This window comes from Agreia sp. Leaf244 (assembly GCF_001422695.1).
In the GTDB taxonomy this organism is placed as follows: Bacteria; Actinomycetota; Actinomycetes; order Actinomycetales; family Microbacteriaceae; genus Agreia.
Genome location: NZ_LMLX01000001.1, coordinates 477,844 through 497,898 on the forward strand (window position 1 = coordinate 477,844; position 20,055 = coordinate 497,898).

The window sequence follows — 20,055 nt, forward strand, 5'->3', positions numbered from 1 at the left end:
GCTAAAGGAGCACACATCGGTCGACATGCCATCTCTCCAGCCTCCACGGCGGCATGTTGCTCCGTCTGTGCGTCTTTAGGGCGCATGAGCACGGTGTGGCCGACGAGTCCCACGGCCAACTGAGGACATTTTCTTTCGACCTCGCTCCCCGGCGCGCAAATCCAGAGCCGAATCACGCGGCCTGTTCGGCGCGAGCAGCCTGTCCTCAGTTAGCGCCAATCGAGTAGTCGCGCGACGAAGGAGCCGACGTATCGAGACCACCGTAAATGGCCTCGATACGGCCGCGGGGCGGCCTACTCGACCAGCGCAGAACGAGAGGGCGCGACTAGTTGGCGTACTGGTTGAGCCAGGGCATCGGGTCGACCGGGGTATCGCTCGAGTCGTGGATCTCGAAGTGCAGGTGCGCACCCGTGGAGGTTCCGGTGCTGCCGACGTTGCCGACCTGCTGGCCGACCTTCACGTCTTCGCCCTTGCTCATGGCGACGGAGGAGCACTGCATGTGGCCGTAGAGGCTCGCGAACTTCATGCCGTTGACATTGTGATCGACGATGACGTAGCAGCCGTAGCCGCCGGCGTCGCTCTTCTGGGCGAGACGCACGGTGCCGTCGGCGATCACCTGGATGGGCGCGCCCATTCCCGGGTTGAAGTCGATGCCCTGGTGGTTCGTGCTTCCGATGCCGCCGGGCGACGAACGGTAGCCGAATCCGTCGCTGATGGGAACACCCGTGGGGAACGGCCACTGAATGGTGCCGCTCGTGTCGTTCGAGAAGGTGTCGGCGGTGTTGAAGCCGGTCATCGACACCTTGGGAACGCTCGTGACCGTGTAGCCGTCGCGACCGACCTGTGAGGCGGATGCCTCGGCGTCGGTCTTCAGCTGCTGCTTGGCGGTCTCGCCGAGCGTGTTCTGCTCAGCCTGCACCTGCACGCTCTGCGAGATCGAGGCATCCGGCGTGGCGGCGAAGTAGGCCTCTGCCGGAAGCGATGTCGCGACGGCGATTCCACCGGCCACGAGGAACGCGAACATGCCGAAGCTCTTCTTGGCCATCGACTTGGTCGACGGGCGGCGGCGGCGCTGCGGAATTGCGGCCTCACCGGCTCCGGCACCGGATGCGGCGGAGGCCGACTTGGGCGAGCTGACACGGGGCCGCTCCGCCGGAGTGCTGGCCGCTCGGCGGCCGGCCTGGGAACGGGGCGGCGCGTTCTCGTCGTCGGAGGAGTCGGACCCGGCACGGCGGCCCGGTCGGCGGCCCTGCGAAGCAGCCGGAACCTCGCCCAGAACATCGGCCAGGCCGATGACCTTGGCGCCGGATGCCGGGGTGCTCGTCGATGCCGCATCGAGCGTGACGGGAAGGTCGACGGGCGAGTCTGTCGCGGAGGAATCGGGCTCTTCGAGCGTGACATCGACGGCGGAGACGGCGGTGACGGTCTGCGTCACACCCGCCGCGACCTGCTCGGGCTCGGTGGTGGCGAAGGCGACGGCCGACGCGAGCTCCTCGGTCGATGCTGCCGCGCGGCGCCCGCGTGGGCGCACGGCGTTCTCGAAGGCCATGCGCTCCGCTTCGCGCTCCTGGGCTTCGGAGAGGATGACGGGGGCCGCGGCACCGGCGGCGCGAGCCGCCCTGCGGGTGAGCGGCGCGGCGGCCGCAGGCGCATCCGGTGTCTGGGTCGAGACCGACGAACTCGGCGGCGACACGACCGACAGACCGGGCGAAGCCTGCCTTCTGGCCCTGCGCGACTGCGGTGCTGCGTCTGTCACGGGCGTCGAACCGTCGGCCTCAGACGAGAGATCATCTGGACGGGGGTTGTGACGAGCCAAGGCGCAGGAATTCCAATACCGATTCGGGTTTTCAGTGGATGGGCGTCTCGTACCAACTCGGGTAAGCGGAAGACGCGACTGTCGACACTAACGGCAGAGTCTGAAAATTCCCACAGAGAGAGGCGATGAGGTACGGCCTGCACCCAACTGAGGTCAGATGAGGCCGGCGGATGCGTAGAGATCGCGCAGAATCGGCTCGAGTTCGCCGGCCAGCGTCTCGTCGGCCGCAAGCAGGAAGCGGATGCTCTCCGCATCGCCGTCGAAGCCTCCGACATGGCCGCCCGCCTCGCGAACGACCAGGGCGCCGGCCGCGTGATCCCAGGGGTTGAGGCCTCGTTCGGCGTAGGCGTCGAGGCGGCCGGCGGCCACCCAGCACAGGTCGAGCGAGGCCGAGCCCGCACGACGGATGTCGCGGACCTGACCGAGGATTCCTGCCAGCACCTGACCCTGGCGCGAGCGCGTCTCGGCGCTGTACGAGAACCCCGTGCTGAGGAGCGTCTGCTCGAGCGACACCCCGGAGTTGACCTGCAGCTGCTGTGAACCGAGATACGCCCCTCCGCCCTGGGCCGCCGTGAAGACCTCTCCGTTGGCAGGGTTGACCACGCAGCCCGCGAGCGCATTCCACTCCGCGGGGTCGGCTCCTCCCTCGACCACGGCGATGCTCACGGCGTACTGCGGGATTCCGTAGAGGTAGTTGACGGTGCCGTCGATGGGGTCCACGATCCAGGTGAGTCCGGAGCCGCCGGTCGTTCCCGTGGACTCCTCGCCCAGGAAGCCGTCATCCGGCCGCACGTCTGCGATGGCGGCGCGCACGTAGGCCTCGACCTCGCGGTCGGCCAGCGTCACCACGTCGACGATGGAGGACTTCGTGGCGGCAACCTCGACCCCCTCGGCCCTGCGGCGAGCGGCGAGGGCTCCCGCTTCGAGGCCGACTCGGCGGGCGATGGTGAGCAGGTCGGTGTTCGCAGCGATCGTCATGGGTAGAGCCTGACACAGCGGGCGCGGGCCCCCGGAACCGGCAACGGTGACCGCGACGATATGGGGGTTACGTCGCGGCCACCGCCGGAGGGACATCCGCACGCGGACGCCCCCATGAAGAGAGACGTCTCATCGGCGTCTCCATTACGCCAGAGGGAAAGAAATAGTGAGAAAATTTTGCGATCGACGCGAAGGGGTGCTCCGCGGCAGCGCGTCACTTGTCGGCGCGCGTCTCGTGAACGTGCAATTCCAGGTCGATGAAGGCCGCGATCATGGCCCGATACGTGCTCTCGACGACCTCGGGCGACGCGGCCGCGTCGGTTGCGAGGGAACGCACCTTCGCTATCACCGCCTCCACTCGATCGGGAGCACGCACCGCTGCCCTGTCGGTCTTGAGCCTTCCGGCCTCGACCACGCAGGCCTGGCGGCGCCCGATGAGCTCGACTATCTCGCGGTCGATGTCGTCGATGCGTCGACGCACCTCGTCGATCGGGGGGTTCTGCATTCTCAGGAGTCTAGAGAGCTGCGAAGCGGACGAGGCGGAACCAACGCCGGCGGGCGAGGAGAAGACACTAGTGTCGTTCCCGGAGGATGGCTCATGAAAAGCGACGGCAGACCCGCGACGATCTACGACGTCGCGCGCCAGGCCGGGGTCTCCCACCAGACCGTCACTCGCCTGCTGAGCGGTTTCGAAGGCATACGACCGGCGACCCGCGCGCGGGTCGAGGAGGCCATCGCCTCTCTGGAGTACAGACCGAACAGGGCCGCTCGACTCCTGCGCACCAACCGCTCGAATCGCATCGGAGCGCTGGCGCAGGAGATGACCAAGAGCGGGCCCTCGATGGTCATCAAGGGCGCCAGCCGCCGAGCGCACGAGGTCGGCTACGTGCTCGACATCGTGATGGTCGACGGATACGACGACAGCTCGATCCTCGATGTGCTGACCACGTTCCAACACGATCGAGTCGCGGGCATCCTCGCCACGGCTCAGACGGAGCAGATGCAGCAGATCTTCCTGTCGCTTCCCATAACGGTGCCGATGCAGATGGGCTCCCACGTCGACGACCCTGCGGGACGCCACGACATCCAGGCGAAGACCGGCCAGTTGGCCGCGCAGCATCTCGCCGGCCTCGGTCACCGCAGAGCGCTCGTCATCAGCGGAGGCCGCGACTGGATGTCGGCACAGGAACGACTCGAAGGGTTCCAGGCCGAGGGTCTGCGGTCGGGAATCGAGGTGCTGGTCGAGTACGGCGACTGGACACCTGAATCGGGCTACCGCATCGGTCGAGGGCTCGACCTCGACGCCGGGATCACGGCCATTTTTGCCGAAAACGATCACATGGCCCTGGGTGCGATACGTGCCCTGCACGAACGGGGCTGCGAGGCCCCGCGCGATATCAGCATCATGGGCGTCGACGACATTCTCGAGTCCCGGTATCTCACTCCGCCCCTGACGACGGTGGCCATCGACTTCGAGGCCGAGGGGCGTTTCGCGATCGATCTGCTCGTCTCCCGCGTCGACGGGGCCGAACGGCCGGGGCCGGAGCGAGTTCCGGCGCCCCGGCTCATCGAGCGAGAATCCACCCGAGCTATATAACGTTTCATCAGCTACTTCTCGAACGAGAAAAACTGACTGTTGCATTCGGCGACTCCGTGTCGTAGTTTTCACTCAGCCGAATGTTGTCGACAACATTTGTTCGAGCATCCGGCCGATCACCTCGACAACGGAGTCACAGACAGCCATGCAACGACGCTTCCCTGCACTGACCGATCGCATCCTCTTCGGCGCTGCCTACTACGCCGAGTACCAGCGCTCGGGCACCCTCGACCGCGACCTCGACCTGATGGTCGAGGCCGGATTCACGGTCATCCGCGTGGGCGAGTCGGTGTGGTCGACCTGGGAGCCGCGTGACGGCGAGTTCGACCTCGAGTGGCTGCTGCCGGTGCTCGACGGAGCTCACGCCCGGGGCATTTCCGTGATCCTCGGAACGCCGACCTACGCGGTTCCGCCGTGGCTGCAGCGCATCCATCCCGAGATCGCCGCCGAGAACGCCGACGGCTCCACCGTCGGCTGGGGCCAGCGCCAGGAGATGGACTACTCGCATCCGACGTTCCGCTGGTACGCCGAGCGCATCATCCGCGCCGTCGTCGGGCGCTACGCCGAACACCCGGCCGTGATCGGATACCAGGTCGACAACGAACCCGGCCAGCAGCTGGCCCACAACCACCACGTCATGCAGGGCTTCCTCGAATGGCTCCGCGCCAAGTACGGCACCCTCGAGAACCTGAACGAGCAGTGGGGCCTCGTCTACTGGTCGCACCGCCTCAGCGAGTGGGCCGACCTCTGGACCCCGAAGGGCAACCTGCAGCCGCAGTACGCGCTGGAGTGGCGCCGCTACCACTCGGCGCTGGTGACCGACTTCATCGGCTGGGAGGCCGACATCGTGCGCGAGTACGCGAACGACGGGCAGTTCGTGACGACGTGCATCAGCTACAACCGGCCCCCGGTGAGCGACGACGAACTCGTCGAACGGCTCGACATCACCGCGGGCAATCCCTACTACCGCATGCAGGACGGGCTCTCGAACGTCGTCGAGACCCGCGCTGACGCCCCGTGGTGGACCTCCGGGCCCTGGGCGCTGTTCGGGCAGGCCGACCGCATGTACTCGACCTCGCAGGACAGATTCCTCGTGACCGAGACGAACGCGCAGTCGATCGGCGGCCACTGGCAGAACCAGCCGCCGTATCCGGGGCAGATCGTGCAGGCCGGGCTCGCCCTCGTCTCCCGCGGCGCACGCATGATCGAGTACTGGCACTGGCACACCCTGCACTTCGGCGTCGAGACCTACTGGGGTGGCGTGCTCCCGCACAGCCAGCGCCCCGGCCGCATCTACCGCGAGGTCGCCGAGCTCGGATCGATCCTCGGCACGCTCGGCTCCGAGCTCGAGGGCTACACCCCGAGTGCGGATGCCGCGATCATCTGGTCGACCGACACCCGGTGGTCGTTCCAGTCGTACCCGCCCCTCGCGAAGCCCGACGGCGATCGCGACCCCGAGTCGTACCAGCGCATCTACGACAGCTTCTACCGGGGCGCGCACGACGCCGGCCTGCAGCTGCGCGTGCTGCACGACCGTCAGTTCGCCGCACTCGATCCGGCCGAACTGGCCCGCGACATCCCGATTCTGTTCGCCCCGGCCGTCTATGTGGCCGACGACGCACTGCTCGATCAGCTGCGCGCCTACGCCGAGGCGGGCGGGCACCTGGTGCTCGGCCCCCGCACCGGCTACGGAGACGAGCTCGCCCGGGCCCGCCGCGGCGTCGCCCCCGACCGCCTCGCCGAGGCGGCCGGAGCCTGGTACGAGGAGTACTCGAACCTCGACGCGCCCGTCTCCGTCGTGTCGACGGGTCAGCTCGAGCTCGCGCCTTCCGCGAGCGCCACGGCGTGGGCCGACGGCGTGATCGCCGACGGGGCCGAGGTGCTCGCCACCTACGACCACCACTTCCTCGGGCGGTTCGCCGCCGTCACGAGCACACCCTTCGGAGCCGGACGCATCACCTACGTGGGCACGGTGCCCGACGCAGGGCTCTCGTCATCCGTCGCCCGCTGGGTGAAGGGCGACACCGTGAAGACCGGATGGCCGGTGCCGGCCGCGGTGTCGGTCGTCTCCGGCTCGAGCGACGCGCACGACGCCATCTGGTTCGTGCACAACTGGTCGCCCGATGCCGTCACCGTGACGGCCCCCGCATCCCTCACCGATCTCGTCGACGGCGCCGCCGTCGCGCACGGGTCGGACATTCTCCTCGCCCCCTGGTCCGTCAGGGTTCTCAGCGAGGACTGACCGTTCGCCACCGGGCGAACGTGAACCACTCACACAAAAGGAAAGGTCACATGCGAACCACAGCACGCCGCACAGCACTGTCGCTGGGCACGATCGTCGTCACGGCCGGACTCCTGCTGACGGGCTGCACCAGCCCCGGCAGCTCGACGACCGACAAGACGACCGTGTCGCAGGCCGACATCGACAAGGCCCTCGACACCCCCACCAAGCTCACCTTCTGGACCTGGGTTCCCGACATCGAGAACGAGGTCGCCCTCTTCGAGAAGAAGTACCCGAAGATCGACGTCGAGGTCGTGAACGTGGGCAACGGCGCCGATGAGTACACCAAGCTGCGCACGGCATTGAAGGCGGGCAAGGGCGCCCCGGATGTCGCGCAGATCGAATACCAGTACCTCTCGTCGTTCCGGTTGACCGACAGCCTCGCCGACCTCACGCCGTACGGCGCGGCGGATCTGTCGGACGAATACGTCGAGTGGGTCTGGAACCAGGTGCAGACGGAGGACGGCTCGGTCTGGGCGATCCCGCAGGACTCCGGCCCCCTCGGCAATCTCTACCGCAGCGACATCCTGGCGCAGGCCGGCATCACCGAGGCCCCCACCACGTGGGCGCAGTACGCCGAGGACGCCGCGACGATCAAGGCGGCGACCGGCTCCTACATCTCGAACATGCCGGGCAACGACCCCGGCCAGATGGTCGGACTCTTCTGGCAGGCCGGCGCGAAGCCGTTCGGCTACGACGGCGACAAGACCGTGAAGGTCGACATCGCCAGCGACGAGACGAAGAAGGTCGTCGACTACTGGAACGACCTCATCCAGAAGGACCTCGTCTCGGTCGACCCCGACTTCAACGACAGCTTCTACCAGAGCCTCGCGTCGGGCAAGTACGCCGGATGGGTGACCGCCGCCTGGGCTCCCGTGTTCCTGCAGGGAACCGCCGCCAACACCTCGGGCAAATGGACCGCGGCCAAGATCCCGCAGTGGAACGAGGGTGACGACGTGTCGGGCAACTGGGGCGGGTCGTCGGATGTCGTGCTCAAGACGAGCGAGAACCCGATCGCCGCGTACGAACTCGCCAAGTTCATCAACAACGACCCCGAGTCGACGTTGAAGTTCGCGACCGACCAGTTCCTGTTCCCGACCAAGACAGACACCCTGGCCGACCCGGCGTTCGTCGACCAGCAGTCGGAGTTCTACGGCGGACAGAAGGTCAACGAGCTCTTCGCCGGAGTCTCCGACACCGTCGACGTGTCGTTCGAGTGGCTGCCGTTCATGGACTACGTCTACTCGAGCTACAACGAGACGCTCGGAAAGGCGATCGCCGACAAGACCGACCTCTCGACCGCCCTCCAGGCCTGGGACGACGAGGTCACGGCGTACGCGAAGAAGCAGGGCTTCACGGTCGAGTAGCCACGAGCGGGTGCCGTGCGTCGACGCGGGCGGCACCCGCTTTCCCTTTCCCCCTTCCCCTGTGATTTCAATGACGAGATAAGGAAGAACCGTGGCCGTCCTCGCCGCATCCGCACCACCGAAAAGCCAACGCCCTCCTCGACAGCGCTCGACGCAGTCGACCCGCCGCCAGACGCGGGCCGCCTACCTGCTCATCACCCCGTTCCTCATCGTCTTCGTCGCGATGCTGATCGTTCCCCTCTTCTACTCGGGATACCTCAGCCTCTTCGCCACGCAGCTGATCGGCGGACAGGAGTTCGTGGGCCTCGCCAATTACGTCCAGGCGCTGACCGACCCGAGCTTCCTCGGCGGTCTGGGACGGGTGGGGCTCTTCCTTCTCATCCAGGTGCCGATCATGCTCGTTCTCGCCCTGTTCTTCGCCCTTGCGCTCGACAGCTCCCGGGTGAGGGGAAGCAAGGCCGCCCGCCTCGCGATCTTCGTGCCCTACGCGGTTCCCGGCGTCGTCGCCACGCTCATGTGGGGCTACCTCTACGGCAACGACTTCGGCCCGATCGCCCAGACCTTCCGCGCGATCGGAATCGACGCGCCGAACCTGCTGGCGAACGACACCATCCTCGGGTCGATGATGAACATCGTCACGTGGGAGTTCGTGGGCTACAACATGATCATCATGTACGCGGCCCTCCGCACGATCCCGACGGAGCTCTTCGACGCGGCCGAGGTCGACGGTGCCAGCGAGTGGCGCGTCGCCTGGAGCATCAAGATCCCCGCCATCCGGCCGGCCATCATGCTCACCGTCATCTTCTCGATCATCGGGTCGTTCCAGCTCTTCAACGAGCCGAACCTCCTGTACCGGCTCGCGCCGAACGTGATCGGCAACGACTTCACGCCGAACCAGTACGCCTACACGGTGGCCTTCGTGAACCAGGACGTGCCCTACGCCGCGGCGATCGCCTTCCTGCTGGGCCTCGTCATCATGGTCGTCTCGTACGTCGTGCAACTCTCGACCCAGCGCAAGGAGAACCTCTCATGAGCGCCCCGACCGTCTCTGCACCGGCGCAGTCCGCGATCGACGCACCCCGGGCATCCACACCCCGCGCGAAGCGGCACCGCCGCCAGATCATGCGCGAGGGTCGCCGCAGCACCCTGCTCACCGTGCTGCTGTGGGCGTGCGCCGCCTACTTCCTGCTGCCGCTGCTCTGGCTGCTGATCGCCTCGACCAAGAGCAACGCCGACCTGTTCTCGTCGTTCGGGTTCTGGTTCGGCAAGGACTTCAACCTGTTCACGAACATCGCCCAGGTGTTCACGTTCAAAGACGGCGTCTACCTGCGCTGGGTTCTGAACACCGTGGTCTATGCCGGGGTGAGCGCGTTCGGCGCCTCTCTTCTCGCGACGATGGCCGGCTACGGTTTCGCGAAGTACCGGTTCCCCGGCGGTCGGGCCATCTTCAGCGTCGTGCTCGGATCGATCATGATCCCGCTCACCGCCCTGGCGATTCCGACCTACCTGCTGTTCAGCTCTGCAGGGCTCACGAACACCCCGTTCGCCGTCATCATCCCCTCGCTCGTCAGCCCGTTCGGCGTGTACCTCATGCGCGTCTACGCGGCCGAGTCGGTTCCCGACAGCCTGATCGAGGCCGCACGAATGGATGGCGCGGGCGAGCTGCGCATCTTCTGGCAGGTCGCGCTGCGGCAGCTGGGCCCGGGCGTGGTCACGGTGTTCCTCTTCTCGCTCGTCGCGACCTGGAACAATTACTTCCTGCCGCTCATCATGCTGAACACCTCCGATCTCTACCCGCTCACGGTGGGGCTCGCGCAGTGGCAGGCGACGGCGGCGGCCGGCAGCGGATCGCAGGCGTTGTTCTCGACGGTCATCACGGGTTCGCTCGTGTCGATCATCCCCCTCGTCATCGCGTTCCTCTTTCTTCAGCGGTACTGGCAGTCAGGTCTCGGAACAGGAGCAGTAAAAGGATGATCGGCAACAACGCGCCCGTGTGGTTCGGCGGCGACTACAACCCGGAGCAGTGGCCGGAGGAGGTGTGGGCCGACGACGTGCGGCTCATGCGGAGGGCCGGGGTCACCATCGCCACGGTCGGCGTCTTCTCGTGGGCGAAGCTCGAACCGCGAGACGGCGAGTTCGACTTCGCCTGGCTCGACCGGGTCATCGACGGGCTGCACGCGGGCGGCGTGAAGGTCGACCTGGCCACGGCCACCGCCTCTCCCCCGCCGTGGCTCAGCGCCGCGCATCCCGAGATCCTGCCCGTGACCGCCGAGGGAGTGCGCTTGGGCGTGGGCAGCCGGCAGCAGTACAGCCCGAGCTCGCAGGTGTACCGCCAGTACGCGACCCGCCTCGTGCGCGCCCTCGCCGAGCGTTACGGCGCGCATCCGGCCGTCGCGGCCTGGCACATCAACAACGAGTACGGATGCCACGTGTCGCAGTCGTTCGACGACGAGTCGGCGGCCGCGTTCCGGGTCTGGCTCGAGGCGAAATACGGCAGCATCGAGGCGCTGAACCACGCGTGGGGCACGGCATTCTGGTCGCAGCACTACGCCGAGTTCAGCGAGGTCGGGCCGCCCCGCGCGATGCCGTCGTTCCCCAATCCGACGCAGGTGCTCGACTTCCATCGCTTCTCTTCCGACGCGCTGCTCGAGTGCTACCGCGCCGAGCTGGCGGTCCTGCGCGAGGTGACACCCGACATCCCGGTCACGACGAACTTCATGGGCTTCTTCAAGCCGGTCGACTACTGGAAGTGGGCGAAGGAGGTCGACTTCGTCTCCGACGACTCCTACCCCGACCCCGCAGACCCGCTCTCCCCCGCGTTCGCGGCGATGACCCGCGACCTCATGCGCTCGCTGCGCGGAGGCCAGCCGTGGATGCTCATGGAGCAGACGACAGGCGCCGTCAACTGGCGTACACGCAACGCTCCGAAACTGCCCGGTGAGAACCGGCTCTACTCGATGCAGTCGGTGGCCCGCGGCGCCGACGGCATCCTGTACTTCCAGTGGAGGCAGTCGGTCGCCGGAGCCGAGAAGTTCCACGCCGCGATGGTGCCGCACGCCGGAGAGGACACGCGCATCTTCCGCGAGGTGACCGCCCTCGGCGCCGAGCTGTCGACCATGGGCGACGTGGTCGGCTCCCGTGTTCCGAGCTCTGTCGCGATCGTCTTCGACTGGGATTCGTGGAACGCCGTGGAGCAGGCCGCGTCACCTGCCCAGTTGGTCTATCTCGACGAGATCATGTCGTGGCACTGGTCGCTGCGAGCGCTCGGCGTGACGGTCGACTTCGTCGAGCCGGGCGCTTCTCTCGACGGGTACTCGCTCGTCATCGCGCCAGCGCTCTTCGCCGTGCCTCGCGCGGCGCTCGAGACGCTGGCCGCGGTTCCCGCGCGCGGCGGGCAGCTCATCGTGGGCTACCAGACCGGCATCCTCGACGAGAACCTGCACGTGCAGCAGGGCGGTTACCTCGGCCCGCTGCAGGCCGCACTCGGAGTGCGGGTCGAGGAGTTCGCGCCCCTCGCAGGCCCCGATCTACGGGGCACCGGAACCGCGCCCGTGCCGACCACCGCCATCCGGTTCGGCGACACCGTGCGCGCGGCCTCTGTCTGGACCGAGCTTCTGCACGCCGACGACGCCGAGGTTCTAGCGACGTTCACCGAGGGGCTGGCCGAGGGGTCGCCCGCGATCACGCGGCGCTCGGCGGGCGTGCCGGCGGATGCGCCTGAGACGGCGGGCGGAACGGCCTGGTACGTGGCGACCCGCCCCGACACCGCCACGGTGTTCGAGCTGCTGCTCGATGCGCTCGACCGCGCCGGCGTGCGGCCCCTGCTCGATGGCTCGAACCCCGACGTCGAGGTCATCGAGCGCGCCGGAACGCGCTGGGTGCTGAACTTCGGTCGCGCCGAGGCGACGGTCGCTGTCGGAGGAGACACGGTGACGATCGCGGCTCACGACCTGGTGAGGCTGCCTGTGGTCTGACGCACGGTTGAGCTTCCGCGGCGGCGCGGCTACGCGGCGCCGCGGCTACGCGGCGCCGCGGCTACGCTCAGGCGCGGAGGAAGGTGATGGCCGCGTCGCGGAAGTGCCGCGAGGTCGGCGCGTTGAAGTGGTTGCGGCCGGGAATCTCGTAGAAGACGCCGTTCGGCGTGGCCTCGGCCAGGCCCTTCGAGCGCTCGAGGATGGCGTCGTCGCTGCCCGTGGCGAACAGCACGGGCTGCCGGGGCGGATTGGCCGGGTCGGGCTGGATTCCATCGCGCATGCCGTCGACGAGGCTCATCAGTGCTTCGAGATCGTTGCCGGGAATGGCGGACGCCATGGTCACGTACGCCCTGGTGATCCGGTCGTCGATGGCGGTGCCGTGCTCGATGTACGCGCGCGCCTCGTCGGTGCGCAGGCGGGTGAGCGGCTGACCGTCGGGGATGCCGCCGAGCACAGCCCGCGTGATGCGACCGTCGAGATCGAGAGCCGCCTGCCATCCCACTCGGGCGCCGAGCGAATAGCCGGCATAGAGAGCCTCATCGATGAGGTAGGTGTCGATCACGACGAGAAGATCGGCGACGAGCTGCTCCATCGAGTAGGCCGCCGGGTCGTGCGGCTTGTCGCTCTCGCCGTGCCCGCGCTGGTCGAGCGCGATCACCCGGTAGCCGGCGCGGGTCAAGTCGCGGGTCCACCCGGTCGCATGCCAGTTCACGAGGGCGCTCGAGGCGAAGCCGTGCACCGCGAGAACCGTGGGTGCGTCAGGGTGGCCGAACTCATAGGTCGCCAGCTGCAGCCCGTCGGAGGACATGACTTTCTTCGCACGCGGAGCGGCTGGGATCAGTGAGTTCACGCGACCAGTCTGCCAACAATCGGCGGCACGCCCGCGCAGCGCCGCATACTGATGTCGTGTCTGCCGCAGCCTCCGTCCTCGACGCCCTCGTCGCATCCATCGACGCCCAGCATCTCGGCGCATACGGCGTGCACGTGCTCGTCGCCGAGGAGGAGGTTCACCATCGCTGGCGCAGCGACGACCGCGAAAACCTCTACTCGGTCTCGAAAGGGGTCTGCGCTCTCGCCGCAAGCATGGCTGCCGACGAGGGCGTCATCTCGTTCGCCACCACTGTCGGCGAGGTCTTCGGAGACGCTCCGCGGGGCGACGGCACGGCAGAGGTGACTCTCGGTCATCTCCTCACCATGACGAGTGGCATCGACTTCGAGTGGTTCGGCGACGACGAGGTCGTCTGGCCCGATCTCGCCCTCGAGATGATCCGACGGCCCACGCGCGGGGCCGGTCGCGTCTTTCAATACTCGGATGCGAGCACGTACGTGGCCATGAGAATGCTCGGCTCGGTCGTGGGCGATGTGCGCGACTGGCTGATGCCACGGCTCTTCGATCCACTGGGTGTTCACAACCCCCAGTGGCACCGCTGCCCGCTCGGCTGGATCGTCGGCGGAAGCGGCCTCTATCTGCGAACCTCCGAGCTGGCCCGGATCGGGCGGCTGCTTCGCGATCGTGGCCGTTGGAATGGACACAGCCTGGTCTCTGCCGAACGGATCGATGCGCTGCACGGCACCTGGGTGACGACCGGCGGGACGGCTCCATTCGAGCTCTACGGCGTCGCCACCTGGGCCGGACCCGGCGACTCGTGGAGGCTCGACGGCCGATATGGACAATACGTGATCGTCGACCATGCCCGCGACGCTGTGATCACGATCACCGCCCACGAAGAGGGGCAGGATCATCGACTGGTGGATTGTGCCAACGAGGCCCTCGCAGCGGGCGTACCCGCAGATACGAGCAAAGCCCTGCAAACACGGTGATTTGCAGGGCTTCTCTGGTGGCAAGTGAGGGATTCGAACCCCCGAAGTCTAAGACGGCTGATTTACAGTCAGATCCCTTTGGCCGCTTGGGTAACTTGCCAGGGCGCACCCGACCACGTGAAACACACAACCGAAGGCGCGAGTACACATTACCCGCCATCCCGGCTTCGGCGAAATCAGCCCGACGCCACGTCGTTCGAATACCGGATGGCGTACTCCGAGACGCCCACCGCATAGGGTGCCGCGTCGTTGTACGCCGCGATGGCCGTGCGCCAGTTGTCGGCGACCGAGAGGTCTCCGCCGGCGTGGCACAGGTAGTTGGCCGTGGCCAGAACGGCGTCGTCGAAGTTCTGCGGGTCGACCTCTCCGTCGCCTGAACCGTCGGCGCCCCAGTTGCGCCAGCTGTCGGGAATGAACTGCAGCGGACCGACCGCGCGGTCCCACTCGGCGTCGCCGTCGATCGTGCCCTGGTCGCTGTCGGGAATCTCGTTCGTGCTCGAGCCGTCGAGGGCGATGCCGAGAATAGGAGGCGTGACGAGGCCGTCGGCGCCGATCGACGAACCGTCGATGGTGCCGTGGTGGCTCTCCATCTCGCCGATGCCCGCGAGCGTGTTCCACCCGAGATTGCAGCCCGGGTTCTGGTTGGCCGAGTAGACGGCCGCGCCGCCGTAGGCGAGCATGGCGCGCTGCGGGATGCCCGTGGCCGCGGCCGCCTTGGCCGCCCAGTCGGCGTCGACCAGCGTCGGCAGACCCGCCCAGGGCTCGACCACGGGGGCCACGGCCGCGTCGGGCGTGGCCTTCGCCGGAGCCTCCGCAGTGGTGGGCTCGCTGGGCTCGGGCGTCGTCGTGCACGCGGCGAGGGCGAACGCGACGGCGAGAACCGGGGCAACAAGAAGGGAACGACGCACGGCCCCCAGTGTACGGATCGGCTCTGACAGCGGCCTCGAAGCTAAACTGGTGCGCATGGCAGATTCAAGCTTCGACGTAGTCAGCAAGGTCGACAAGATGGAGGCGGACAACGCCCTCAACCAGGCGCACAAAGAGGTGGAGCAGCGCTACGACTTCAAGAACATCGGCGCCTCCATCGAGTGGAGCGGCGAGAAGGTTCTGATGAAGGCCAACTCCGCCGAGCGCGTGAAGGCGATCCTCGAGGTGTTCGAGGCCAAGCTCATCAAGCGGGGTATCTCGCTGCGCAGCCTCGACGTGGGCGAGCCCTACGCATCCGGCAAGGAGTACCGGCTCGAAGCATCCATGAAGAACGGCATCGAGCAGGACGCCGCGAAGAAGATCAGCAAGCTGATCCGCGACGAGGCCCCCAAGAGCGTCAAGAGCCAGATCCAGGGCGACGAGCTGCGCGTCTCATCGAAGAGCCGCGACGACCTGCAGGCCACCATGGCGCTGCTCAAGGGCGCCGACCTCGACGTGGCCGTGCAGTTCATCAACTTCCGGTGACCGACCCGATCGACCAGACGCGCCCCGGCCAGCCGGGCGTCGACATCCCCGACGCCCGTGGCCGCACCGGCCTCGACCGCACGGGCCGCGAGCTGACCGGCAACCCGCGTGTGCGCGTGAAAGACGTGCGCCTGCTCTCGTCGAACTGGCACGTGTTCAGGGCGAACACGCTCGAGTACCAGCGCGCCGACGGCGTGTGGGAGACCCAGCACCGCGAGACCTACGACCGGGGCAACGGGGCGACCATCCTGCTGTACTCGCTCGAGAAGCGCACGGTGCTGCTGACCCGTCAGTTCCGCTATCCGGCATACGTGAACGGGCATCCGGACGGCAATCTCATCGAGACCGCCGCAGGCCTGCTCGACGATGACGATCCGCTCACCGCCATTCGGCGCGAGGCCCGCGAAGAGACAGGGCACGAGATCGGCGAGGTGAGCCCCGTCTTCGAGGCGTACATGAGCCCCGGCTCGGTGACCGAGAAGCTGTTCTTCTTCGCCGCGCCCTATTCGCCCGACACGCGCTTGGATGCCGGTGGCGGGCTCGCCGAGGAAGGCGAGGAGATCGAGTTGCTCGAGATCGACATCGATGAGGCGCTCGGGCGCATCGGCGTCGACATCATCGACGCGAAGACGATCATGCTGCTGCAGTGGGCGGCGCTGAGCGGGCCGTTCCGCCGCGTTCCTTGAGCCTGAGGCCCGTTCCCTGAGCCTGTCGAAGGGGCCCTTCGACAAGCTCAGGGAACGATCCGAACTACTTCGTGGCGGCAGCCAGGGTGTCGACGAGGTTGTCGAGGCCCCACGGCAGCGACAGCGCGGTGGGCGGCGACACGGCCGAGATGTTCTGCGCTCCCACGAGCTGGGCGGCGTGCCCGGCGGCGACGGCCGGAATGACCGCCGTCTGCGGTGAGGTGGTGAACGCGTCGGCCTCGGGCTGCGTGGTCGCGTAGTTCAGCACCACGTCGGCCTCGAGCTTGTCGAGCTGCTCGTAGCTCAGCGTGTAGAAGAACGTGCCATCGCCGTTCGCCAGCTCGTCGACAGCCGGAGCGTTCGTGAAGCCGAGGTCGAACATGAAGCCCACGCGCGGGTCGTTCTTCTTGTAGACGTAGAACGTGCCCGCGCTGTCGGCCACCGCGGCAAGCGTCTTGCCCTTGAACTCGGGGTGCTCCGACGCCTTCTGGGCGATCTGCGCGTCGATGTCAGAGAGAACCGTCTTGGCCTCGTCGCTCTTGCCGAGGGCCTCGCCCACGGTGGTGACGACGTCGCGCCACGGGGTGCTCCACGCCTGGTCGGGGTAGGCCACGGTCGGGGCGATCTCCGACAGCTTCTCGTACTGCTCCTCGGTGATGCCGGAGTAGACGGCCAGGATGACGTCGGGGTCGGCATCGGCGATCGCCTCGTAGGGCGGGTCGTCCGGCGAGTCCGGAAGGATCGTCGGCATGTCGGCGCCGGCCTTGTCGATCGCGTCGGAGACCCACGGCAGAACGCCGTCTTCGTCGCCGGCGTAGGAGTCGAAGGGGATCGCCACGGGGATGACACCCAGGGCGATCGACGCGTCGGTGCTTCCCCAGCCCAATGTGACCACGTTCTTCGGGTCGGCAGGAACCGTCGTCTCGCCGAACGCGTGCTCGATGGTCACGCCGTCGGCCGACGCGGCGTCGGTCGAGGAGTCGGAGGAGGCGGTGCTGCAGCCGGCCAGCAGCAGTGCGGCGGTGACCGCCGTTGCGGTGATCGCAGCGAGTTTCATTCTTCGGGGCACGGGAATTCTCCAATGGTGATGCATGCCGCGCATCGCGCGGCCGGGGGCAAGGACTGTGTATCGGATGGTTAGGCAAGCCTAAGCTCACCTGGCCCCTTCACGTTAATGCATCACACCGCGTGATGAAAACGCCCCATCGGCACGACCATCGGCGAATGGCTGATCGGGTCGTCGATGATCACGGCCTCGAGCCCGAATGCCGCGCCGACGGTATCGGCCGAGATCACGTCTGCGGGCGCGCCCTCGGCCACGATGCGGCCGGACGACATGACCACGAGATGATCCGCGTAGCGCGCGGCGAGATTGAGGTCGTGCAGCACCATGACCACGGTCGTTCCCCGCTCGCGGTTGAGCTCGTGCAGCAGGTCGAGAACCTCGATCTGGTGCGTCACGTCGAGAAAGGTGGTCGGTTCGTCGAGCAGCAGGATGTCGGTCTGCTGGGCGAGCGCCATGGCAATCCAGACCCGCTGCCTCTGCCCGCCGGACAGCTCGTCGATGCGCCGGTCGGCGAGCTCGGCCGTGTCGGTCGAGCGGAGCGCCTCCGCGACCGCGGCCGAGTCCTCCGCACTCCATTGGCGGAACAGGCCCTGCCTCGGAAAGCGTCCGCGGCCCACGAGGTCGGCCACCGTGATGCCGTCGGGGGCGATCGGCTGCTGGGGAAGAAGCCCCAGCACGGTGGCGAGCTGCTTGCTCGGGTAGCGGTGCACGTCGGTGCCGTCGAGCGTCACGATGCCGGCCTCCGGGCGCAGCAGCCGGGCGAACGCGCGCAGCAGGGTCGACTTGCCGCAGGCGTTCGGTCCGACGATGACCGTCACGCGGCCATCCGGGATGACGGCGTCGAGGCCCTCGACGACGCGACGCCCGTCGTAGCCGAGAGACAGCGCATCCGCTCGCAGTTCATGAGACGTCATGCTGTTCCTCTCGATCGATTGCCGCGGGCGAGCAGCAGAAGAAGCACGGGCGCACCGACGATGCCCGTGACGATGCCCACCGGCACCTGGAGTCCCGCGATGGCGTGCTGGGCGAGCAGATCCGCGCCCGAGACCACGACCGCGCCCACGAGAGCGGTCACCACGAGGGCGGGGCCCGTGCCCCCGAGCAGGCGCCGCGCGATCGGCGCCGAGACGAAGGCCACGAAAGCTACGGGGCCGGCGGCAGCCGTGGCGACGGCGGCCAGGCCAACGCCCACGAGGGTGATCAGAAGGCGTGCGCGAATCACCCGCACGCCCAGGCCGGTGGCCGTCTCGTCGCCGAGCTGCAGCATCCGGAGCCGTGGCGCGAGGGCGACCAGCGCCCCGACGAAGACGACCAGGCCGACGGCCGTGACCGTCAGCTCCTCGGTCGTGACGGTTCCCACGCTGCCGACGAGCCAGACGAGGGCCGACTGCGCGTCGCGCACGTCCGACCGGGTGAGCAGAAAGTTGATGGCGGCCTGCGCGAGGAAGGCCAGGGCGATGCCGATCAGCACGAAACGCGAGCCGACCATGCCGTGCCGTGCGGCGAGAAGAGTGATGAGCCCGGCCACGATGACCGCACCGCCGAAGGCCGCGAACGACACGGCCAGACCGCTCCACCCTGCGAGGAGAATCGCCCCGACGGCCGCCGCGGAGGCGCCCTGCGAGATGCCGATGATGTCGGGGCTCGCCAGCGGATTGCCGAGAAGGCTCTGGAAGATCGCTCCGGCGAGCCCGAACGACGCCCCGACCATGACCCCGAGCACGAGCCGCGGCACGCGCAGGCCGAGAACGACGAAACGATCGCCCCCGCTGCCGCCGCCCACCAGCGTGGCCAGCACGTCGCCGGGAGAGATGATGCGGTCGCCCAGCATCAGGGCGAGCACCGCGAACGCCACCAGCAGCACCACGAGCACCGATGCGACGACGAGCAGCCGGATGCGCCCGGCCCGCAGGGCGGCGCCGACGAGGGCGACATCGTCGGTCTCAGGGCGGCCGGAGGTTCTGTGCTCGCTCATCGGGTCACCGCCCTGTCTCGCAGGACGAGCGCGATGAGCACCGGGGCGCCGAGGATCGCGACGACAATGCCCGCCTCGAGCTCCGACGGCGGAGCGATGAGGCGCCCGACGGTGTCGGCGAGAACCAGCAGGGCGGCTCCGAGCGGAATCGAGTAGACGAGGATCCAGCGGTAGTCGCTTCCCACGAACCGGCGGGCGATATGGGGCACGACAAGGCCCACGAAGACCAGTGGGCCCGCGAGCGAGGTGGCCGACCCGCAGAGCAGGATGATGGCGACGCCGGCGACGACCCTCACGATGCCGACACGCTGGCCCAGACCGCGGGCGAGGTCGTCTCCGAGCGCGAGGGAGTTGAGACTGCGACCCAGGAGCAGCGCCGCCGCAGCCCCGACGGCGAGGAAGGGTGCGAGCGTGGCGGCCGTGCCGAGGTCGCGGCCCACGAGGGATCCGACAGACCAGAAGCGGTATTGGCTGAGCGTATCGAGGTCGCGCAGAAGAACCAGCGTGATGAGCGAGGTCAGTACCGCCGTCGTGGCCGCACCGGCCAGGGTGAGACTCAGTGGCGACGGACCCGTGCGCCCGGAGGCGACGATGTAGACCAGCACGGCCGCGAGCGCGGCTCCCACGAAGGCGAACCACACATAGCCGGAGGGCGTGGTGACGCCGAACACGGCGATGGCGACCACGACCGCGAGCGATGCGCCGGAGTTGACACCGAGCAAGCCCGGGTCGGCGAGCGGGTTGCGGGTGAGCCCCTGCATCAGCGTGCCCGCCAACCCGAGCGCCGCCCCGGCCGCGAGGCCCAGCACGGTTCGGGGCACCCGCAGATCGAGCACAACCATGCCCTCGACGGCGTCGCCGCCTCGCCCCAGCACGGCGTCGACCACGGACGACAGGTCGATGGACCGGCTGCCGAGCAGCAGACTCAGCACCACCGAGACCAGCACGAGCACGCAGAGTGCGATGAGACCCAGCGCCTTCGACGCGCGCCGGGTTGAGGTAAGCATTACCTAAGTATGACAGCGTGCCCCTGCCGTCGCAG

At 67.9% G+C, this 20,055-nt stretch carries 18 protein-coding genes and 1 tRNA gene; 9 read left to right on the forward strand and 10 right to left on the reverse strand.

Annotated elements, in window-relative coordinates; genetic code table 11:
- Positions 1-325: 325 nt before the first annotated feature.
- The 3 genes from ASF06_RS02175 to ASF06_RS02185 form a co-directional block, all read right to left on the reverse strand.
- Positions 326-1,756, reverse strand: coding sequence for a M23 family metallopeptidase (locus tag ASF06_RS02175; RefSeq protein ID WP_157439041.1), 1,431 nt, complete (start codon positions 1,754-1,756; stop codon positions 326-328).
- A gap of 213 nt (positions 1,757-1,969) precedes the next feature.
- Positions 1,970-2,794 carry an inositol monophosphatase family protein gene (locus tag ASF06_RS02180; RefSeq protein WP_055942750.1) on the reverse strand — a complete coding sequence of 275 codons (825 nt, stop codon included), beginning with the start codon at positions 2,792-2,794 and terminating at the stop codon, positions 1,970-1,972.
- 214 nt (positions 2,795-3,008) lie between these two features.
- On the reverse strand, positions 3,009-3,299 hold the full coding sequence (locus ASF06_RS02185) for a chorismate mutase (protein ID WP_055942753.1): 291 nt from the start codon (positions 3,297-3,299) through the stop codon (positions 3,009-3,011).
- A gap of 93 nt (positions 3,300-3,392) precedes the next feature.
- Here ASF06_RS02185 and ASF06_RS02190 point away from each other — a divergent pair, with 93 nt between their 5' ends.
- From ASF06_RS02190 to ASF06_RS02215, 6 genes are all read left to right on the forward strand, one after another.
- The gene (locus tag ASF06_RS02190; RefSeq protein WP_055942756.1) at positions 3,393-4,391 is read left to right on the forward strand and encodes a LacI family DNA-binding transcriptional regulator; all 999 of its coding nucleotides are present in this window, start codon (positions 3,393-3,395) and stop codon (positions 4,389-4,391) included.
- Positions 4,392-4,536: 145 nt separating this feature from the next.
- Complete coding sequence (locus tag ASF06_RS02195) at positions 4,537-6,633, forward strand: beta-galactosidase (RefSeq protein WP_055942760.1); 2,097 nt, start codon at positions 4,537-4,539, stop codon at positions 6,631-6,633.
- Positions 6,634-6,683: 50 nt separating this feature from the next.
- Positions 6,684-8,039: an ABC transporter substrate-binding protein gene (locus ASF06_RS02200; RefSeq protein WP_235500863.1), complete on the forward strand. Its 1,356-nt coding sequence runs from the start codon at positions 6,684-6,686 to the stop codon at positions 8,037-8,039.
- 91 nt (positions 8,040-8,130) lie between these two features.
- Positions 8,131-9,072: a carbohydrate ABC transporter permease gene (locus ASF06_RS02205; protein ID WP_055942762.1), complete on the forward strand. Its 942-nt coding sequence runs from the start codon at positions 8,131-8,133 to the stop codon at positions 9,070-9,072.
- Positions 9,069-10,013 carry a carbohydrate ABC transporter permease gene (locus tag ASF06_RS02210; protein ID WP_055942765.1) on the forward strand — a complete coding sequence of 315 codons (945 nt, stop codon included), beginning with the start codon at positions 9,069-9,071 and terminating at the stop codon, positions 10,011-10,013. The genes ASF06_RS02205 and ASF06_RS02210 overlap by 4 nt, the downstream gene beginning before the upstream one ends.
- Complete coding sequence (locus tag ASF06_RS02215) at positions 10,010-12,013, forward strand: beta-galactosidase (protein ID WP_055942768.1); 2,004 nt, start codon at positions 10,010-10,012, stop codon at positions 12,011-12,013. Before ASF06_RS02210 ends, ASF06_RS02215 begins: the two co-directional genes overlap by 4 nt.
- Before the next feature lie 67 nt (positions 12,014-12,080).
- Here the strand turns inward: ASF06_RS02215 and ASF06_RS02220 are convergent, their stop codons facing one another.
- Complete coding sequence (locus tag ASF06_RS02220; RefSeq protein WP_055942771.1) at positions 12,081-12,863, reverse strand: alpha/beta fold hydrolase; 783 nt, start codon at positions 12,861-12,863, stop codon at positions 12,081-12,083.
- A gap of 56 nt (positions 12,864-12,919) precedes the next feature.
- Here ASF06_RS02220 and ASF06_RS02225 point away from each other — a divergent pair, with 56 nt between their 5' ends.
- Positions 12,920-13,834, forward strand: coding sequence for a serine hydrolase domain-containing protein (locus tag ASF06_RS02225; protein WP_055942774.1), 915 nt, complete (start codon positions 12,920-12,922; stop codon positions 13,832-13,834).
- Positions 13,835-13,849: 15 nt separating this feature from the next.
- Here ASF06_RS02225 and ASF06_RS02230 read toward each other — a convergent pair.
- Together ASF06_RS02230 and ASF06_RS02235 are read right to left on the reverse strand one after the other, a co-directional pair.
- A tRNA-Tyr gene (locus tag ASF06_RS02230) sits at positions 13,850-13,934 on the reverse strand.
- Positions 13,935-14,010: 76 nt separating this feature from the next.
- A complete protein-coding gene (locus tag ASF06_RS02235) occupies positions 14,011-14,742 on the reverse strand; it encodes a lytic transglycosylase domain-containing protein (RefSeq protein WP_055942777.1) in 732 nt (243 codons plus the stop codon).
- A gap of 55 nt (positions 14,743-14,797) precedes the next feature.
- On the opposite strand from ASF06_RS02235, the gene ASF06_RS02240 reads away from it, so the two are divergent.
- Both ASF06_RS02240 and ASF06_RS02245 read left to right on the forward strand, forming a co-directional pair.
- Complete coding sequence (locus ASF06_RS02240) at positions 14,798-15,286, forward strand: YajQ family cyclic di-GMP-binding protein (RefSeq protein ID WP_055942779.1); 489 nt, start codon at positions 14,798-14,800, stop codon at positions 15,284-15,286.
- On the forward strand, positions 15,283-15,972 hold the full coding sequence (locus tag ASF06_RS02245) for an NUDIX domain-containing protein (RefSeq protein ID WP_200920288.1): 690 nt from the start codon (positions 15,283-15,285) through the stop codon (positions 15,970-15,972). The genes ASF06_RS02240 and ASF06_RS02245 overlap by 4 nt, the downstream gene beginning before the upstream one ends.
- 64 nt (positions 15,973-16,036) lie before the next feature.
- Here ASF06_RS02245 and ASF06_RS02250 read toward each other — a convergent pair whose 3' ends face one another.
- From ASF06_RS02250 to ASF06_RS02265, 4 genes are all read right to left on the reverse strand, one after another.
- Complete coding sequence (locus ASF06_RS02250; protein WP_055942782.1) at positions 16,037-17,029, reverse strand: iron-siderophore ABC transporter substrate-binding protein; 993 nt, start codon at positions 17,027-17,029, stop codon at positions 16,037-16,039.
- A gap of 122 nt (positions 17,030-17,151) precedes the next feature.
- Positions 17,152-17,952 (reverse strand): ABC transporter ATP-binding protein, encoded by an 801-nt coding sequence (locus tag ASF06_RS02255; RefSeq protein WP_055942785.1) that lies wholly within the window; start codon positions 17,950-17,952, stop codon positions 17,152-17,154.
- Positions 17,949-19,013 (reverse strand): FecCD family ABC transporter permease, encoded by a 1,065-nt coding sequence (locus ASF06_RS02260; RefSeq protein WP_082500648.1) that lies wholly within the window; start codon positions 19,011-19,013, stop codon positions 17,949-17,951. Before ASF06_RS02260 ends, ASF06_RS02255 begins: the two co-directional genes overlap by 4 nt.
- Positions 19,010-20,020 (reverse strand): FecCD family ABC transporter permease, encoded by a 1,011-nt coding sequence (locus ASF06_RS02265; RefSeq protein WP_055942788.1) that lies wholly within the window; start codon positions 20,018-20,020, stop codon positions 19,010-19,012. The genes ASF06_RS02260 and ASF06_RS02265 overlap by 4 nt, the downstream gene beginning before the upstream one ends.
- Between the last annotated feature and the right edge of the window lie 35 nt (positions 20,021-20,055).

Excerpts from the sequence above, each read along its gene's own strand:
- ASF06_RS02180 (WP_055942750.1), bottom strand. The coding sequence starts at position 2,794 with ATGACGATCGCTGCGAACACCGACCTGCTCACCATCGCCCGCCGAGTC.
- ASF06_RS02185 (WP_055942753.1), bottom strand. The coding sequence starts at position 3,299 with ATGCAGAACCCCCCGATCGACGAGGTGCGTCGACGCATCGACGACATC.
- ASF06_RS02190 (WP_055942756.1), top strand. The coding sequence starts at position 3,393 with ATGAAAAGCGACGGCAGACCCGCGACGATCTACGACGTCGCGCGCCAG.
- ASF06_RS02195 (WP_055942760.1), top strand. The coding sequence starts at position 4,537 with ATGCAACGACGCTTCCCTGCACTGACCGATCGCATCCTCTTCGGCGCT.
- ASF06_RS02200 (WP_235500863.1), top strand. The coding sequence starts at position 6,684 with ATGCGAACCACAGCACGCCGCACAGCACTGTCGCTGGGCACGATCGTC.
- ASF06_RS02210 (WP_055942765.1), top strand. The coding sequence starts at position 9,069 with ATGAGCGCCCCGACCGTCTCTGCACCGGCGCAGTCCGCGATCGACGCA.
- ASF06_RS02215 (WP_055942768.1), top strand. The coding sequence starts at position 10,010 with ATGATCGGCAACAACGCGCCCGTGTGGTTCGGCGGCGACTACAACCCG.
- ASF06_RS02240 (WP_055942779.1), top strand. The coding sequence starts at position 14,798 with ATGGCAGATTCAAGCTTCGACGTAGTCAGCAAGGTCGACAAGATGGAG.
- ASF06_RS02250 (WP_055942782.1), bottom strand. The coding sequence starts at position 17,029 with ATGAAACTCGCTGCGATCACCGCAACGGCGGTCACCGCCGCACTGCTG.
- ASF06_RS02255 (WP_055942785.1), bottom strand. The coding sequence starts at position 17,952 with ATGACGTCTCATGAACTGCGAGCGGATGCGCTGTCTCTCGGCTACGAC.
- ASF06_RS02260 (WP_082500648.1), bottom strand. The coding sequence starts at position 19,013 with ATGAGCGAGCACAGAACCTCCGGCCGCCCTGAGACCGACGATGTCGCC.
- ASF06_RS02265 (WP_055942788.1), bottom strand. The coding sequence starts at position 20,020 with ATGCTTACCTCAACCCGGCGCGCGTCGAAGGCGCTGGGTCTCATCGCA.